14 protein-coding genes are annotated in these 16,664 nt (G+C 73.5%); 8 read left to right on the top strand and 6 right to left on the bottom strand.

The annotated features are described in order from the left end of the window. Window positions 1–1,561: 1,561 nt before the first annotated feature. The 3 genes from QNO07_RS13200 (at window position 1,562) to QNO07_RS13190 (ending at window position 5,848) form a co-directional block, all read left to right on the top strand. Window positions 1,562–2,275 carry a ComEA family DNA-binding protein gene (locus tag QNO07_RS13200; protein ID WP_283992073.1) on the top strand — a complete coding sequence of 238 codons (714 nt, stop codon included), beginning with the start codon at window positions 1,562–1,564 and terminating at the stop codon, window positions 2,273–2,275. A gap of 200 nt (window positions 2,276–2,475) precedes the next feature. Further along, complete coding sequence (locus QNO07_RS13195) at window positions 2,476–5,700, top strand: ComEC/Rec2 family competence protein (protein WP_502961831.1); 3,225 nt, start codon at window positions 2,476–2,478, stop codon at window positions 5,698–5,700. Continuing rightward, window positions 5,687–5,848: a hypothetical protein gene (locus QNO07_RS13190; protein WP_283992072.1), complete on the top strand. Its 162-nt coding sequence runs from the start codon at window positions 5,687–5,689 to the stop codon at window positions 5,846–5,848. The genes QNO07_RS13195 and QNO07_RS13190 overlap by 14 nt, the downstream gene beginning before the upstream one ends. 76 nt (window positions 5,849–5,924) lie before the next feature. On the opposite strand, the gene holA is transcribed toward QNO07_RS13190, so the two are convergent. After that, window positions 5,925–6,917, bottom strand: a complete 993-nt coding sequence (gene holA / locus QNO07_RS13185; protein ID WP_283992071.1) for a DNA polymerase III subunit delta — start codon at window positions 6,915–6,917, stop codon at window positions 5,925–5,927. Window positions 6,918–7,029: 112 nt separating this feature from the next. On the opposite strand from holA, the gene QNO07_RS13180 reads away from it, so the two are divergent. The 4 genes from QNO07_RS13180 to QNO07_RS13165 all read left to right on the top strand — a co-directional run bounded on the left by QNO07_RS13180 (window position 7,030) and on the right by QNO07_RS13165 (window position 9,104). Continuing rightward, window positions 7,030–7,275: a hypothetical protein gene (locus QNO07_RS13180; protein WP_283992070.1), complete on the top strand. Its 246-nt coding sequence runs from the start codon at window positions 7,030–7,032 to the stop codon at window positions 7,273–7,275. Between the two features lie 143 nt (window positions 7,276–7,418). Beyond that, window positions 7,419–7,922, top strand: a complete 504-nt coding sequence (locus QNO07_RS13175) for a DinB family protein (RefSeq protein WP_283992069.1) — start codon at window positions 7,419–7,421, stop codon at window positions 7,920–7,922. A gap of 201 nt (window positions 7,923–8,123) precedes the next feature. Beyond that, window positions 8,124–8,645 (top strand): pyridoxamine 5'-phosphate oxidase family protein, encoded by a 522-nt coding sequence (locus QNO07_RS13170; RefSeq protein ID WP_283992068.1) that lies wholly within the window; start codon window positions 8,124–8,126, stop codon window positions 8,643–8,645. A 99-nt stretch (window positions 8,646–8,744) separates the two neighbouring features. Then, entirely contained in the window at window positions 8,745–9,104 is a 360-nt protein-coding gene (locus QNO07_RS13165) for a putative quinol monooxygenase (RefSeq protein WP_283992067.1), read from the top strand. A gap of 174 nt (window positions 9,105–9,278) precedes the next feature. Here the strand turns inward: QNO07_RS13165 and QNO07_RS13160 are convergent, their stop codons facing one another. The 3 genes from QNO07_RS13160 to lepA form a co-directional block, all read right to left on the bottom strand. Next, complete coding sequence (locus QNO07_RS13160) at window positions 9,279–11,171, bottom strand: AMP-dependent synthetase/ligase (RefSeq protein ID WP_283992066.1); 1,893 nt, start codon at window positions 11,169–11,171, stop codon at window positions 9,279–9,281. A 155-nt stretch (window positions 11,172–11,326) separates the two neighbouring features. Further along, window positions 11,327–11,653: a hypothetical protein gene (locus QNO07_RS13155; RefSeq protein WP_283992065.1), complete on the bottom strand. Its 327-nt coding sequence runs from the start codon at window positions 11,651–11,653 to the stop codon at window positions 11,327–11,329. Between the two features lie 263 nt (window positions 11,654–11,916). Then, window positions 11,917–13,788, bottom strand: a complete 1,872-nt coding sequence (gene lepA / locus QNO07_RS13150; protein WP_283992063.1) for a translation elongation factor 4 — start codon at window positions 13,786–13,788, stop codon at window positions 11,917–11,919. A gap of 182 nt (window positions 13,789–13,970) precedes the next feature. Between lepA and rpsT the strand changes: the two genes are divergently transcribed. Beyond that, window positions 13,971–14,237, top strand: coding sequence for a 30S ribosomal protein S20 (gene rpsT, locus QNO07_RS13145; RefSeq protein ID WP_283992062.1), 267 nt, complete (start codon window positions 13,971–13,973; stop codon window positions 14,235–14,237). Window positions 14,238–14,488: 251 nt separating this feature from the next. On the opposite strand, the gene hemW is transcribed toward rpsT, so the two are convergent. Together hemW and QNO07_RS13135 are read right to left on the bottom strand one after the other, a co-directional pair. Beyond that, a complete protein-coding gene (gene hemW, locus QNO07_RS13140) occupies window positions 14,489–15,721 on the bottom strand; it encodes a radical SAM family heme chaperone HemW (RefSeq protein ID WP_283992061.1) in 1,233 nt (410 codons plus the stop codon). A gap of 99 nt (window positions 15,722–15,820) precedes the next feature. Beyond that, window positions 15,821–16,660, bottom strand: coding sequence for a DUF3097 domain-containing protein (locus QNO07_RS13135; protein ID WP_283992060.1), 840 nt, complete (start codon window positions 16,658–16,660; stop codon window positions 15,821–15,823). Between the last annotated feature and the right edge of the window lie 4 nt (window positions 16,661–16,664).

The following is a 16,664-nucleotide window of genomic DNA, read 5'->3' as shown; positions in this document are numbered from 1 at the left end:
GCGGGCTGTTGTCCACAGAAAAGAACCAAGATCACCACGGATGCGGGGACCTTCCTAGAGTCCCGGCATGACCCCACGATCACGCAGGGACTCCGTCGGTCCAGCCTCCCGCACACCGCACCCGTCGCACCCGCCCGGCAGCCGCTCCTCCCGCACCTACCGCCTCCAACGCCCCCACCGACCGTCGCCCATTGCTCGCACGGCTGCGGACACGGTGCGCCCTGCCTCGTCCGACGTCGCCTTCTCCGACGCTGCTTTCTCCGACCCTGCTTTGTCCGACGCCGTCTCGATCACCGCCGATGCCGCAGCCGGTGCCGCCTTCACCGGGACGCCGCCAGATCCACTCCCTCCGGGCTGGATCGGCCACGGCGGTGGAGGGCACGCCGGAAAGGGCGCTGACGCAGCGGCAGGTGCTGGCGGCGGCACCCGCGCCAAGCCGCCGTACCCGCCGCGGTTCCCGACCTCCCCGGCAGACCGTGCCGCCGCACTGCTCCGCCCGCTGCCGCGGGGTCTGCCCCGGCAGACGCCCGAGGCCGGCACCCCCGGAGGCTCACTCACGGCCCCGGGCCGTAGGCGCCGCCCGCAGGCTGACGGCCAACTGGCCCTGGACTGGCCGGGCCTGAGCCCGTCGTCCACGCCACCCGCAGGCCCGGGCGGGCCCTCAGGGCCGCCCGACGGCGTGAGTCGAGGGGCGGCGTCCGCACCCACCGAAGGCAGGGTCGGCGCACCTGCGGGGATGCCCGATCCGGCACCTGTGGTGATGCCCGATCCGGCACCTGTGGTGATGCCCGACGCCGCACCTGCTGCGGTGCCCGACGCCGTACCTGCTGGCATGTCCGGTCCCGCACGCGCTGAGGCGCCGGTACCGGCGGAGGGCGAGGCGGTGTCGTCTCCGGCTGAGCAGCCAACACTGAGCCGCCGAGCGGCCATTGCCGCCACTCGCGCGGCAGTCCGCTCGGGCCGACGCACCTCACCGACCCGGCGGCCCCGCCCCGCGCGCCCCGCCGCGTCGCCCTCGCCCGCCGCTTCGGGTCCGGCGTTCCGGCCCCGGACCTCAGGCGCCCGCGCGTGCCGCGTGACCGACGCCGTTCCCGGCACCGTCGACACGGACACGGACACGGACACGGACACGGACACGGACACCGGCACCGGCACCGGCGCGACACCTTCTCCCGCCGAGGCGTCCACGGTCGTTTCCGGTACGGCGGCCCGGGTCTCTGCCCCGGCCGGGGGACGGCTTGCCCCCTCCGGCCCCGATGCCGGGCAGGCCTTGGTGGAACGGGCGTTGATCCGCCCCACGTCCCGTCCCGAAACGCCGAAGGCCGCTCCTCGGACTCTCCGAGAGGGATTCGCACCCGGACACGGGGGCGCCGAAGGGGGCGAGCCCCCGCCGCCACCGCCACGCGCCCCGACGGGGCTCGGGGGCGGCACCGCACCGGCCCACGAGCCGGAACCGCCCGCGCCGCCGGAGGGAGGCTTCGCCGGCGGGACGCTCGCCGGTTGGCGTCCGGCGGCCGCCGTCCGGGAACGGCTGCCGCTGTGGGTGCAGACACGCTGTGCGGTGGCACCGCGCACCCTGGCGGTCCTGGCCGTGGTGCTGCTGCTGGGCCTGGGGCTGGGCGTGCACCACCTGTGGCAGAGCCGCCCGCAACCGGTGGCGGCGCCCGACACCGTCGGCGTGCCGCAGCCTGCCCCCGGCCCGCTGCCGCCGGTCGCGGACCGGGACGTCCCGCCGGGCCCGGCTGCGGCTGGCGCAGGGCCCCAGCCGTCGTCCGGCCCGCCTCCGGTCACCGGCGATCCGGCCCGGCGGCTGGTGGTGGACGTCGCGGGCAAGGTGCGGAAACCGGGCGTGTTCCGCCTGCCGCCCGGGGCCCGGGTCGGTGACGCCCTCGACGCTGCGGGCGGGGCCGCTCCCGGCACGGACACCGACGGCCTGAACCGGGCCCGGCTCCTGGTCGACGGCGAGCAGATCGTCGTCGGCGCGCCGCAGGAAGCCGCGGCAGGACCGGGAGCAGCCGGAGCACCGCCGCCGGTTGCGCCGGTGCCGGGAGCCGCGGCGTCAGGTACCTCGCCCGGGGCCGCCGCGCCGATCGCGCTGAACTCCGCGTCGGTGGAGGAACTGCAGACGCTGCCGGGCATCGGGCCGGTACTCGCCCAGCAGATCGTCGACTTCCGCACCCGCAACGGCGGCTTCGCCTCCGTCGAGCAACTGCGGGAGGTCCGCGGCATCGGTGAGCGCCGTTTCGCCGACATCCAACCCCGCGTCGGCCTGTGAACCCGCACCGCCACGCAGCGCATCGCCGCCGCCCGCGCATCGCCGGGCCGCTCCCACTGGCCCCACCGCTCCCACCCGACGACACCTCCGCCGCCACGGCACGGGGCAGCGCAGTTCCGGCCGCCTCGGCACCGGAGGGCGCGGTCCGCGGCCGGACGTCGCGTGCGGCGGTGCACGCCGCGTCCGGGAAGCGGCTCGGCGTGTCCCACCCCCGCCAGGAAGCCCCGCCGGACCTGCGGTTGGTGCCGCCCGCCGTCGCCACCTGGGGTGCGGCGGCCGTCGCCCTCGGTACGAACCCCGGCACCGTCGCAGCAGTCGCCGTGCCGCTCGCCCTGCTCGCCGTCCTGCTGCTCGCCGTGGCCGTCAGCCGACGACCCGGCCCGCGTACCCGGCCCGGCGCGACGGCAGCACCTGCCGCCTTCGGCCTGGTCACGCTGTCGCTGGTGCTGCTCAGCGTCGCAGCCGGCGCTGGGGTGGCCGCACTGCACACCGCGTCCGTCCAGGCCGGGCCGCTCGCCGCGCTGGCCGACCGGCAGGCCCGGCTCACCGCCGACGTCACCCTCACCAAGGACCCCCGCCTCGCCGCGCCACGCGTCGGCGGCGGCCCCCGCCCCGTCATGCTCACCGGGCTCGCCACGCGGGTCGTCACCACCGCCGGGCAGGAGACCCGGGTGCGCAGTCCCGTGCTCGTCATCGTGCCCGCCCGCCGCGCCGACCCCTGGCTGGCCCTGCTGCCCTCCTCGACGGTCCGCGTCAAGGCGCGCGCGGTAGCGCCCATGGACGACAGCAGCGGCACCCTGACCGCCGTGCTGCGCGCGGACTCAGCCGCGCCGCCGCACCTGGTCGGCGGCCCCGACACCGCACAGCGCCTCGCCGGGCACCTGCGCGCCTCGCTGCGCGAGGCCACCGACGGACTGCCGGCCGATCCCCGGGCGATGCTCCCGGCTCTCGTCGTCGGCGACACCTCCCGCATCACCCCGGAGCTGCGCGCCGCCGTGCAGGCGGTGGACATGACGCACATGACGGTCGTCAGCGGCGCCCATCTGTCGATCGTGCTGATGGTGCTCATCGGCACCCCGCACACCGCCTCCCGGGCCGAACGCGGTGGTCTCGCCGCCCGCCTGGGGCTGCCGCTGCGCACCACCGCGGTCCTGGGAGCCGGGCTGGTCCTCGCCTTCGTGACCCTGTGCCGCCCGGGGCCGAGCGTGCTGCGGGCCGCCGTGTGCGGCGGCATCGCCCTGCTGGCCATCGCCACCGGCCGCCGCCGCTCCCTGCTGCCGACGCTTGCCGCCGCGGCGCTGCTCCTCATCCTGTTCGACCCGGCGCTCGCCCGTTCCTTCGGCTTCCTGCTGTCGGTGCTGGCCACCGGCGCGCTGCTCACCCTCGCTCCCCGCTGGAGCCGCGCCCTGCAACGCCGGCGGGTTCCGCTGCGCCTCGCCGAGGCACTGTCGGCCGCGGCAGCGGCCCAGGTGGTGTGCGCCCCCGTGGTGACCGTGTTCGCCGCCCGGGTCAGCCTGGTCGCGATTCCGGCGAACCTGCTCGCCCAGCTCGCCTTCGCCCCTGCCACGTTGCTCGGCTGGGCCGCCCTGGTCTGCGCACCGATCGCCATACCGGTTGCCGTGGCCCTGTCCTGGTTGGCCGGTTGGCCCGCCAGATGGATCGCCGGTATCGCCCGCGCGGGAGCCGCGCTGCCCGGCGCCGAACTGACCTGGCCCGGCGGCTGGGCGGGCGCGGCCCTGCTGGCGGGGGTCACCCTCGTCGGCGCACTGCTGCTGCGCCGGGCGGCACACCACCCGTGGCTGATCGCCTGCTGCGTACTGCTGTTGCTGGTGGCGGTGCTGCGCCCGGCCCCGCTCGGCCGGGTCCTCACCGGTTGGCCGCCGCCGGGATGGCGGGTGGTCGCGTGCGACGTGGGGCAGGGCGACGGCATGGTGCTGGCCGCAGGGCCTGACACGGCCCTGGTGGTCGATGCCGGGCCCGACCCGGCGGCCGTCGACGGCTGCCTGCGCCGGCTGGGTGTGCGCCGGATTCCGATGGTCGTGATCAGCCACTTCCACGCCGACCACGTCGCCGGGCTGCCCGGTGTGCTGAAGGGGCGCTCGGTGGGCGCCATCCAGACCTCACCGGTCAGGGAGACACCGGGCCAGGCCGAGTTCGTCGACCGGGTGGCCCGGGAGGCGGGTGTGCCCGTGGTCACCGCACGCGCGGGTGAGAGGCGCCACCTCGGCCCCGACCTGAGCTGGGAGGTGCTGTGGCCGCCGGAGAGGGCGACCGGATTCGGCTCCAACGACTCCAGCGTGACCCTGCTGCTGCGCACCGCGGGCCTCACCGTCTTCCTGCCCGGCGACCTCGAACCGCCCGCCCAGCAGCGGCTGCTGGCCGAGCATCCAGGGCTGCCGCAGGTCGACGTCCTGAAAGTCGCCCACCACGGCTCCGCCTATCAGCACCCCGCGCTGCTGGACCGGCTGCGCCCGCGCCTTGCGCTGGTGTCCAGCGGAGCCGGCAACTCCTACGGCCACCCGGCCCCCTCGACGCTGGAGGCGCTGCACCTCTCCGGTTCCGCGGTGCTGCGCACGGACACCGACGGTGATCTCGCCGTGGTCAGTTCCGAGGGCCGCGCCCGCGGAGTGCGTGCCGGGCGCCGACGCACGGCACGCGGCGGCACGGTGGGACGGTTCCCAGCAGTGGATCGCACGCGGGGGAGTCGACCGCACCCGGCGGCGGTATCTTCCCTGTATGTCCATACCGGGGGATCCACAGCACAATCCGTACGCCCAGCCGTCGGGCCAGCCCAATCCGTACGCGCAGCCCGTCGGCGGCTATGCGACACCCGGCCCGTCAGGCCCCGGCATGCCGCCGGGCCCGCTCGGGCCACCGCAACCGGCGCCGCGCAGGCCGGTGCCCGGCTGGCTCTGGGGGCTCAGCGGCGCGCTGCTGGCCTCGGCCGTGTGGGCCGCGGCCGTCATCGTGTCCGGTGGACTGCACAGCGAGCCCGAGGCCGACCTGGCCGGGTACCACTACCACGAGGACATGTGCGAGGCGCTGGACACCTCGGCCCTGCGCGACTACTACACCGAGGACACCAGGCGCGAGCCCACGGGGTACCACTCCCGGCACGAGGCGCTGGACGCCAGCCAGTGCGGTGTCCGGCTCAAGGCGCCCAACGCCCGCACCTACGACACGACCTACGTCAACTTCCAGGTGGCGTGGCACAAGAAGACCGACCCGGCGGGGGAGTTCGCCGCCCGGATGCAGGCGTACGAGAGCCGGTCCTCCGACCTCGCCTCCTACAGCGTCGAGGAGGTCGAGGGGCTCGGCGACGAGGCGTTCCTCATCACGGACCGCGGCAGGAGGGACGACCGGCTGCGGTGGGCCATGCTCGCGGTCCGGGACGGCTGGGTGGAGACCACGATGGACTGGAGTGAGATCAGCGTCGCCTCCTCCGCTGAGCGGATGACGAAGGAGAGGCTGGAGAAGATGCTCACCTCCGACACCCGGGCCACGCTGGAGGCGCTGAGGAAGCCCGGCGAGGAGGGCTCCGGGAACGACAGCCGCGGCGAGGGCGACATCTGAGGCGACGTCGGCGGCCGGGTGAAGGCGGGAGGCAGAGCGGCAAGCGGGGAGGGTGACGCCGGGGGCGGAAGGGGGCTCAGCGTGAGCGGGCAGCGCGTGAGATGGTCACGACGGCCTTCTCCAGCGCGTAGGCGGGGTCGTAGCCGCCGCCCTTGACGGCCGCGTCCGCGTCGGCCACGGCCTGCACCGCCACCGCCACCCCGTCCGCCGACCAGCCCCGCATCTGCTGGCGGACCCGGTCGATCTTCCACGGCGGCATGCCCAGCTCCCGGGCCAGATCACCGGGCCGCATGCCGCCGGGGGCCGAGGCCAGCTTGCCGATGGCCCGCACGCCCTGCGCCAGCGCGCTGGTCACCAGCACCGGGGCCACACCGGTGGCGAGCGCCCACCGCAGGGTCTCCAGCGCCTCCGCCGCCCGGCCCTCCACGGCCCGGTCGGCCACCGCGAAGCTGGACGCCTCCGCGCGGCCTGTGTAGTAGCGGGCGACCACCGCCTCGTCGATCGCTCCCTCGATGTCCGCGGTCAGCTGGGCGCACGCGGAGGCCAGCTCCCGCAGGTCACCGCCGATCGCGTCGACCAGCGCCTGTGTGGCCTCCGGTGTCGCGGACCGGCCGGCAGCCCGGAACTCGCCGCGCACGAACGCCAGCCGGTCGGCCGGCTTGGTCAGCTTCGCGCAGGCCACCTCGCGGGCCCCGGCCTTGCGTGCCGCGTCGAGCAGCCCCTTGCCCTTGGGGCCGCCCGCGTGCGCGAGGACCAGCGTGATCTCCTCCGCAGGCGAGGTGAGGTAGGCCTTGACGTCCTTGACGGTGTCCGCGCCGAGGTCCTGCGACTGGCGCACGATCACCACCTTGCGCTCGGCGAACAGCGACGGGCTCGTCAGCTCGGCGAGAGCGCCGGGCTGGAGCTCGCCGGGGGCGAGGTCACGCACGTCGGTGTCGGGGTCGGCGGCACGGGCGGCGTCCGTCACCTCGCGCACGGCACGGTCGATCAGCAGTTCCTCCTGGCCGACGGCGAGCGTCAGCGGGGCCAGGGGATCGTCCGAGCGCGGGTTCTTGGCTTTCTGGGGCATCGCAGCACAGCATGCCACGCGTCGCCGACACCCGGTCGCGGTCCGCCGACCGTTCACTGGGCCCCCGGCCCCGGACCCGGGTGTGCCAGGGAGGTTCCGGCACAATGGCGCGGTGAGCGACGCACGTCATGTACTCGTCCTGCCCGACCGGGACGCGGCGGAGCAGGTGGCCGAGGAACTGGCCGACACCTTCGCCCTCCCGCAGGAACCACAGCTCGTACGGGACGCCCTCGCAGGCGAGGACGACGCAGAGGACGCCCAGTGGCTGGTGGTGGTCGAGGACACCGAGGGCCTTCTCGACGAGACCCGGCTGGAGGCGCTGGCCACCGGCCACGAGGGCTGGCTCGAGAGGCCGTAGTGCTGCCCCGGCGTTCCCGCGGCACTGCCCCGGCCTCCCCGTCGCACTGCCGCGACCATCCCGTTTCGCTGCCCTGACATTCCCGGGAGACGGCTCCGGTGGCCGGCCGCCCCGTACGCCTGGGGGCGGAGTAGGGTCCCCGGATGAGCGATGGAGAAGCGCGCGGGGACCTGCGCCCACCGAGCCTGAACGCCGACGAGAAGACGACCCTGGTCGTGTTCCTCGACTACCTGCGGCAGTCGGTCGCGTCGAAGGCCGCCGGCGTGTCCGACGAGGAAGGCCACGCTCCCCGGGTGCCCTCCGGCACCAGCGTGCTCGGTCTGGTGAAGCATCTGACCGCCGTGGAACTCAACTGGTTCGTCTGGGCCTACACCGGTGCCGACGTGCCCCCTTGGGACGACGAGTCGGCCCCCGCCCCGGCTGAGACGGCGGAGAGCCTGCTCGCCGCCTACCGGGACGCCGTGGAGCGGTGCAACCGGATCGTGCGGGACTGCGCCGACCTGGACGTGCCGGGGGCGCGGTCGATGAGGGAGACGCCGCCCCCGTCCATGCGCTGGATCCTCGTCCACATGATCGAGGAGACCGCACGGCACGCGGGCCATGCCGACATCCTCCGCGAGCAGATCGACGGCTCGACCGGCCGCTAGGACCAGCCGCTCCACAGCCGGGCCCCCGCAGCGATACGCCCGCAGCGATGCCCCCACGGCCGTGCCCCCGCAGCTCAGTGCCCACAGCCGGGCGGCACGGCCGGGCTGGGGGCCTCGGTCCGCAGGCGCAGTACTTTCGGACCTACGGCCTGCGACGAAGGTCCGATGCGGCCGCCCCCCGGAGGCGGCTAGCGTTCCGGCATGACCGACAGCAGGACGGACAGTGAGACCGCGCCCCCGCGCAGCGCCCAGCAGCGCGAGGCCGACGTGCGGCACCGGCTGGAGACCGATCTGGACGTGTGGGTGGCGACGGCCTCCCCGGACGGGCAGCCCTGCATGGTGCCGCTGTCCTTCGTGTACGTAGGCGGGAACCTGCTCATGTGCACGCGCGGCAGCAATCCCACCGCCCGCAACGTGGCTGCGGGCAGCCGGGCGGTGCTGGGCGTCGGCCTGACCCGGGACGTCGTCCTGATCGAGGCGGACGCCGAGCAGGTGGGCCCGCAGGGGCCGACCGAGGAGGAGGGGGCGGTCTTCGTGGCGAAGACCGCCTGGGACCCGCGCGGTCGGCCGGACTGGGTCTTCCTGCGCTTCCGTCCGGTGACGCTGCGGGCTTGGCGAGAGGAGAACGAGCTGGCGGGCAGACTGCTGATGCGCGACGGGGCTTGGCGTACCCGGCCCGGCGGTAGGGCCGTGACGGATGTGGAGGCCGCCGTGGACCGATGAGTTCCGTGCCGCTGCCCGGTCGGTACCTGTGGCGCCGGCCTCGGCGCCCCCGGGGGCGCGCCGCTTTCGGGGCACCTCCGAACGGTAGGAGGAACGCACGTGATCATCGTTTCCGGCAGCCTGCACGTCGAGCCTGCGGCCCGGGACGCCTATGTGGACGGCTGCCGCGGCATCGTGGAACAGGCCAGGGCAGCGCCGGGCTGTCTGGACTTCGTACTGGCCGCCGACCCGCTCGATCCGGGCCGCGTCAACGTCTACGAGAAGTGGGAGTCGGACGAGGCCCTCGCCCGGTTCCGCAGCAGTGACCCCGAAGGCGGGGACCGCGAGGGCGGGGACCCCGACGGCTCCGAACCCGAGGGCAGCGATCCCGAGGGCAGCGATCCCGAGCCGGACCGGGCCGCGGCAGTGCTCGACGCGCAGGTGTGGAAGCACCGAGTCTCGGCTGTCGAGCCCCCGTGACGCATTTGTGCGCCGGTCGTCCAGCACCGGGTGCACCCGGACTAGCCGCCTGCGCCGCCGCCCGTGCGCCGCGCACATGCCGAGGGGCGGGCCCGGAGGGGATTCCTCCGGGCCCGCCCCTCGGTCGGGCGGTTGTCAGCGGCTGTCAGTGGCCGTTGCGCGGTGGCAGCGGCGTCACTGCTCGCGTGAGCCGGCGTACATCTCGTCCAGCAGGTGGCCGAACTCGCGCTCCACCACGGGCCGCTTGAGCTTCAGGCTCGGTGTCAGCTCGCCGTGCTCGATGTCCAGGTCCCGCGGCAGGACCCGGAACTGCTTGATGGTCTGCCAGCGCTGGAGCCCCCCGTTGAGGCGCTCCACGAAACCGCCGATCAGCTCGTGGACCTCCGAGGAGGCGACCACCTCCGTATAGCTCTTGCCCGCCAACCCGTGCTCCGCGGCCCAGCCCATGATGGCGGCCTCGTCCAGCGCGATCAGCGCGGTGCAGAAGTTCCGGTCCGCGCCGTGCACCAGGATGCTGGAGACGTACGGGCAGACGGCCTTGAACCGGCCCTCGACCTCCGCCGGGGCGACGTACTTGCCACCGGAGGTCTTGAAGATGTCCTTCTTGCGGTCGGTGATGCGCAGGTAGCCGTCGTCCGACAGCTCGCCGATGTCGCCGGTGTGCAGCCAGCCGTCCGATTCCAGCACCTCGGCGGTCTTCTCCGGCAGGTTGTGGTAGCCCTGCATGATGCCGGGACCGCGCAGCAGCACCTCGCCGTCGTCGGCGATGCGCACCTCGCAGCCGGGCACGGGCTTGCCGACCGTGCCCGTCCGGTACGCCTCGCCGGGGTTCACGAAGCTGGCGGCGCTGGACTCGGTGAGTCCGTAACCCTCCAGGATGTGGATGCCGGCGCCGGCGAAGAAGAAGCCGATGTCCGGGGCGAGCGCGGCCGACCCGGACACGCAGGCGCGCAGGCGCCCGCCGAAGGCGGCGCGCAGCTTGCTGTAGACCAGCTTGTCGGCGACCGCGTGCTTGGCCTTCAGCCCGGCGGGCGCGGAGGCGGTACCGGTCCGGCGGAAGTTGTCCTGCGTGACCCGTGCGTACTCCCGCGCGACCCCGGCGGCCCAGCGGAAGATCTTGTACTTGGCCCCGCCCGCGGCCCTGGCCTTGGCGGCGACGCCGTTGTAGACCTTCTCGAAGATGCGCGGCACCGCGGCCATGTAGGTCGGCTGCACCACCGGCAGGTTCTCGATGATCTTGTCGATGCGGCCGTCGACGGCCGTCACGTGGCCGACCTCGATCTGACCCGCGGTGAGCACCTTGCCGAACACGTGCGCCAGCGGCAGCCACAGGTACTGCACGTCGTCGCTGTGGACCAGCCCCGTGGTGGCGATGGCCTTGGCCATGTACGACCAGCAGTCGTGCGGCAGGCGCACGCCCTTGGGCTTGCCGGTGGTGCCCGAGGTGTAGATGAGCGTCGCCAGCTGGTCCGCGCGCAGTGCCGCGACGGTCTCCTTGACGGCTTCCGGGTGCTTCTCCAGGTACGTCTTGCCGCGCTGGATCAGCTCGTCGAGGGTCAGCACCCAGCCGTCCGGGTCGGACGCGTCGCCGGCGCCCTCGCCGGACGGGTCGAACAGCACGACGTGCCGGAGCTGGGGAAGCTCCGCGCGGCGCTCCCGGACCTTCGCCAGCTGACCGGTGTCCTCGGCGAAGAGCACCCGGCTGTCGGAGTCGGCCAGGATGTAGGCCGTCTCCTCCGCGTTGGTGCTGGGGTAGACGGTGGTGGTGGCCCCGCCGGCGCAGAGAATGCCGAGGTCGGCCAGGATCCAGTCGACCCGGGTGTTGGAGGCGACGGCGACGCGCTGCTCCGACTCGATTCCCAGATCGATCAGTCCGGCGGCGATGGCGAAGACACGTTCGGCGGCCTCCGCCCAGCTGTATGATTTCCATTCGTCGGGACCGGCGCCACTTGCCGCCGGGACCGGGTACCGATACGCCTCACCCTCCGGGGTGGCTGCGATGCGCTCAAGGAAGAGCGTCGCCACCGAGGGCGGGCGGTTATCGATCTGGGACAGTGTGTCGCTCACGACATCCTCCGGGGCCCGCTGCGTTGCTGGGGGGTGACTCACGAGTAACTCTCAAGCGGTGATCAGAGTAAAGGCCACAGCCTCGGTATGTAAGGGTCCGCGAGCCCGTCATTTCCCGGCGCCCTCCGTATGGCCCATGGTCACCGCGTCGTGACTCACCCCAGTGGCAGACCGCCCAGGACCGGCACCTCACCGGCCGTGCGGCCCTGTCCGGTGAACGGTTCGACGGTCCCCGCCGTTCCGCAGACCTCGCGCAGCGCGCCCCCCACACCGATGTCGTATGCGGGCTGGTCCTCCCCCAGGTTGACGTGGGCCGCGTCGGTCGGCGCCTTCACCGAGCCCAGCGCCCCGCACACCGGTCCGTCGTGCGTCACAGCCTCGCCCAGGCCCAGCCCGCCGTCCCCGGCGGCTGCGGAGGACGCGCCCGCGGCCACGGCGAACAACGATCCGGCAACAGCCGCAACGACTTGTCCGTACCTCATCAGATCTGTCCCCTTTCGTGGTGACGTCCTGTCCGCCTAACGGCACGGGACGGCCGGGGAAACGCCGCCCCGGCGATTTCCACCCACCGGGGGAACTTCGGGACGCGCCGGAACGCCGGGCGGCTCCGGAGACGACGGCACCCGCGACCGGACGCGGGTCCGGTGCGGGTGCGGCCACCCGGCGGGGCGGCAGACGCGGGGCGGCAGGTGCGGAGGGCGGGCCGCACCCGTGCGGCCCGTGCATCCGTCGGGGCGGCGGGCGGTTACTTCTTGCCCTTCGGCTCCGCGTTGTCGTCGCTGGAGAGCGCGGCGATGAACGCCTCCTGCGGGACCTCGACCCGTCCCACGACCTTCATGCGCTTCTTGCCCTCCTTCTGCTTCTCCAGCAGCTTGCGCTTCCGCGAGATGTCGCCGCCGTAGCACTTGGCGAGCACGTCCTTGCGGATGGCGCGGACCGTCTCACGGGCGATGACGCGGGCACCGACGGCCGCCTGGATGGGCACCTCGAACTGCTGCCGGGGGATCAGCTCGCGCAGCTTGCCGGCCATCCGCACGCCGTAGGCGTACGCCTTGTCCTTGTGCACGATGGCGGAGAAGGCGTCCACCTTGTCGCCGTGCAGCAGGATGTCCACCTTGACCAGGTCGCTGATCTGCTCGCCGGTGGGCTCGTAGTCCAGCGACGCGTAGCCGCGGGTCTTGGACTTCAGCGCGTCGAAGAAGTCGAAGATGATCTCGGCCATCGGCAGCGTGTAGCGCAGTTCAACCCGGTCCTCGGACAGGTAGTCCATGCCCTGCAGCGTGCCGCGCCTGGCCTGGCACAGCTCCATGATGGCGCCGACGAACTCGCTGGGCGCGAGCAGCGTCGAACGCACCATCGGCTCGTGCACCTCGGCGATCTTGCCGGTCGGGAACTCGCTGGGGTTGGTGACGACGTGCTCGCCGCCGTCCTCCATGATCACGCGGTAGACGACGTTGGGCGCGGTCGCGATGAGGTCGAGGCCGAACTCGCGCTCCAGCCGCTCGCGCACCACCTCCAGGTGCAGCAGGCCCAGGAAGCCCACCCGGAAGCCGAAACCGAGCGCGACCGACGTCTCCGGCTCGTAGACCAGCGCCGCGTCGTTGAGCTGGAGCTTGTCCAGCGCGTCACGCAGCTCCGGATAGTCCGAGCCGTCCAGCGGGTAGAGCCCGGAGAACACCATCGGCTTGGGGTCCTTGTAGCCGGCCAGCGCCTCGGTGGCCCCGTGGTGCAGAAGCGTGATGGTGTCGCCGACCTTGGACTGCCGGACGTCCTTCACGCCGGTGATCAGGTAGCCGACCTCACCCACGGACAGGCCGTCGGCGGCGGTCATCTCCGGCGAGTTGGTGCCGATCTCCAGCAGCTCGTGCGTGGCGCCCGTGGACATCATGCGGATGCGCTCGCGCTTGCCGAGCTTGCCGTCGACGACCTTCACATAGGTGACCACGCCGCGGTAGGAGTCGTACACCGAGTCGAAGATCATCGCGCGGGCCGGGGCGTCCCTGGTGCCCACGGGGGGCGGGACGAGCTTGACGACCTCGTCCAGCAGCGCCCCGACGCCCTCGCCCGTCTTCGCGGAGACCTTCAGGACCTCCTCCGGCTCGCACCCGATGAGGTGCGCCAGCTCCGCGGCGAACTTCTCCGGCTGCGCGGCGGGCAGGTCGATCTTGTTGAGGACCGGGATGATGGTGAGCTCGTTCTCCATCGCCAGGTACAGGTTGGCGAGGGTCTGGGCCTCGATGCCCTGCGCCGCGTCCACCAGCAGGATGCAGCCCTCGCAGGCGGCCAGCGAGCGGGACACCTCGTAGGTGAAGTCCACGTGCCCCGGGGTGTCGATCATGTTGAGGATGTGCGGCGTGCCGGTGTCCGCCCCCACCTCGGGGGACCACGGCATGCGGACGGCCTGGGACTTGATCGTGATACCGCGCTCACGTTCGATGTCCATGCGGTCGAGGTACTGGGCACGCATCTGTCGCTGCTCCACGACTCCCGTGAGCTGGAGCATCCGGTCGGCGAGTGTCGACTTGCCGTGGTCGATGTGCGCGATGATGCAGAAGTTGCGAATCAGTGCCGGGTCCGTGTGACTCGGCTGCGGCACGTTCGAGGGGGTCGCGGGCACGCGGGGTCCTGTCGGGGTCATGGCTGCGGAACATGGGTAGCCTCCATCGTCCCATGGCGGGCGGTCCGCTCCCGATTGGGAGGCTCGCGGCCCTGCTGGTACCCTGAGCGACTGTGCCTGGCCCGCCTCTTTTGCGGCGGTGCGGCGCGGAACACCATCTCCGAACCTGAAAAGGCTCCTTCGTGGCGAACATCAAGTCCCAGCTCAAGCGGATCAAGACCAACGAGAAGGCCCGCCAGCGCAACAAGGCGGTCAAGTCCGAGCTCAAGACCGCGGTCCGCCGCGTCCGTGAGGCCGTCGCCGCCGGTGACGCCGAGAAGGCCACCGTCGCTGCCGGTGTCGCCTCCCGCAAGCTCGACAAGGCCGTCAGCAAGGGCGTGCTGCACAAGAACAACGCCGCCAACAAGAAGTCGGCGCTTGCGAAGTCGGTCACCGCTCTCCAGAAGTGATCCTGCGGGGACGTCCGCGTCCCCGCAACCGGTACGGCCCGCGGCTCCCTCTCACCAGCCGCCCCGACCGGACGAGACACCCCAGCGCCGCACGCGGCCTGCGTTCGCCACGCGGGTGCGGCGCACCGCAGGACACACCGGGAGCCCCTCTCTCCTTTCCCCGGGAGAGCGGGGCTCCCGTCGTTCTCCCCGAACGCCTGAACCACCGGCGGCGAAACCACCGGCGGCGAAACCCGGGTAGCGCGGCCCGGTCAGTCCACCAGGTCGCGGACGACGGCGTCGGCCAGCAGACGGCCGCGCAGTGTGAGTGCGGCGCGGCCCTGCTCGTAGGCGTCAGGCCGCAGCAGGCCGTCGGCGACGGCCTGCAGGGCGGCCTTGGCCCCGGCGGGCGCCAGTAGGTCCAGCGGGCAGCCCTCGGCGAGGCGCAGCTCCAGCAGCACCCGCTCGACCCGGCGGTCCTCGGTGGCCAGCACCTCACGTCCCGCGCCGGGCGACCGGCCCTCGGCGAGGGCCTGAGCGTAGGCGCCGGGGTGCTTCACGTTCCACCAGCGCACGCCGCCCACGTGGCTGTGCGCGCCGGGGCCCGCGCCCCACCAGTCCGCGCCGGTCCAGTACAGCTCGTTGTGACGGCAGCGGCCGGGTGCGGAGGTGGCCCAGTTGGACACCTCGTACCAGTCGAAGCCGGCGGCCGACAGCGTCTCCTCGGTCATCAGGTAGCGGTCGGCGTGCACGTCGTCGTCCGTCATCGGGACCTCGCCACGGCGGATTCGCCGGGCCAGCTGCGTGCCTTCCTCGACGATCAGCGCGTACGCCGACAGGTGGTCGGGCCCGGCGCCCACGGCGGCGTCGAGCGTCGCCTGCCAGTCCTCGTCGCTCTCCCCGGGGGTGCCGTAGATCAGGTCCAGATTGACGTGCTCGAAGCCCGCAGCCCGCGCCTCGGCCACGCACGCCTCGGGCCGGCCAGGGGTGTGGGTGCGGTCCAGCACCCGAAGCACGTGCTGCCGGGCGCTCTGCATGCCGAACGACACCCGGTTGAAACCCGCCTCCCGCAGCTCCGCCAGGTAGCGCGCGTCGACGGACTCGGGGTTGGCCTCGGTGGTGACCTCCGCGCCGTCCGCCAGGCCGAACTCGTCACGGATCGCGGCCAGCATCCGGCCCAGGTCCGCGGCGGGCAGCAGGGTCGGCGTGCCGCCACCGACGAAGACGGTCTCCACCGGCCGCCGGTCGTCCGCCATGACCGAACGGGCGAGGCGGATCTCACCGCGGACCGTCTCCGCGTAGTTGTCGCGGGAGGCGAGCGCGCCGCCGGTGCCGCGCAGCTCGGACGCCGTGTAGGTGTTGAAGTCGCAGTAGCCGCAGCGGGTCGCGCAGTACGGGACGTGCAGGTAGAAGCCGAGCGGGCGTGCGGCGGCACCGGTCAGGGCGGAGACGGGCAGGGAGCCGTCCCGGGGCACGGGCTCGCCGTCGGGCGGTGCGGAGGGCATGCCGTCCATTGTCCGCCATCACGACCGGCCCGCCGCCACCCGGCAGCCCGTCACCCCCGGCAGCCCGTCACCCCCGGCCGCGCGGGCCGGGCCGGGGGCTCAGCCGACCGGCCCGCCGACCGTCACGTGGTCGATCAGCTGCTCGACCGGCCCCAGCAGGTCCGGCTGCAGGTCGCGGTAGGAGTGCACGGACCGCAGGATGCGCTGCCAGGCCGCGCCGGTGTTCTCCGGCCAGCCCAGGCGCCGGCACACGCCGGTCTTCCAGTCCTCGCCGCGCGGCACCCGCGGCCAGGCGGGAATGCCGACCGAGGCGGGCTTCACCGCCTCCCAGACGTCGATGTACGGGTGGCCGACGATCAGGACGTGCGGGTCGCCGACCGAGGCGGCGACCCGGGACTCCTTGGAACCGGGCACCAGGTGGTCGACGAGCACGCCCAACCGGGCGTCCGCGGTGGGCCCGAACTCCTCGACGACGGCGGGCAGGTCGTCGATGCCCGCCAGGTACTCCACGACGACGCCCTCGATCCGCAGGTCGTCGCCCCACACCTTCTCGACCAGCTCGGCGTCGTGCCGCCCCTCCACGTAGATCCGGCCGGCGCGCGCCACCCGGGCGCGGGCGCCGGGCACCGCCACCGATCCGGAGGCGGTCAGCCGCGGCCCGCCCGCCCGGGAGGCGGCGGCGGACGGACGGACCAGGGTGACGGTGCGGCCCTCCAGCAGGAACCCGCGCGGCGCCATCGGGAAGACGCGCAGCTTGCCGTGGCGGTCCTCCAGCGTCACCGTCGGCCCCTCGGCCGTCTTCTCGCACCGCGTCACCGCCCCGCAGAAGCCGGTGGTGACCTCCTCCACGACCGTGCCGGGGTCGGCCGGCACCTCGGGGGCGGGCTTGCTCTTCTTCCACGGCGGTGTCAGATCCGGGCCGTAACTCCTGCTGCGCATGACG

The organism is Streptomyces sp. 549 (genome assembly GCF_030124175.1).
Lineage (GTDB): Bacteria > Actinomycetota > Actinomycetes > Streptomycetales > Streptomycetaceae > Streptomyces.
This window is presented reverse-complemented; position numbering and strand designations above follow the sequence as displayed.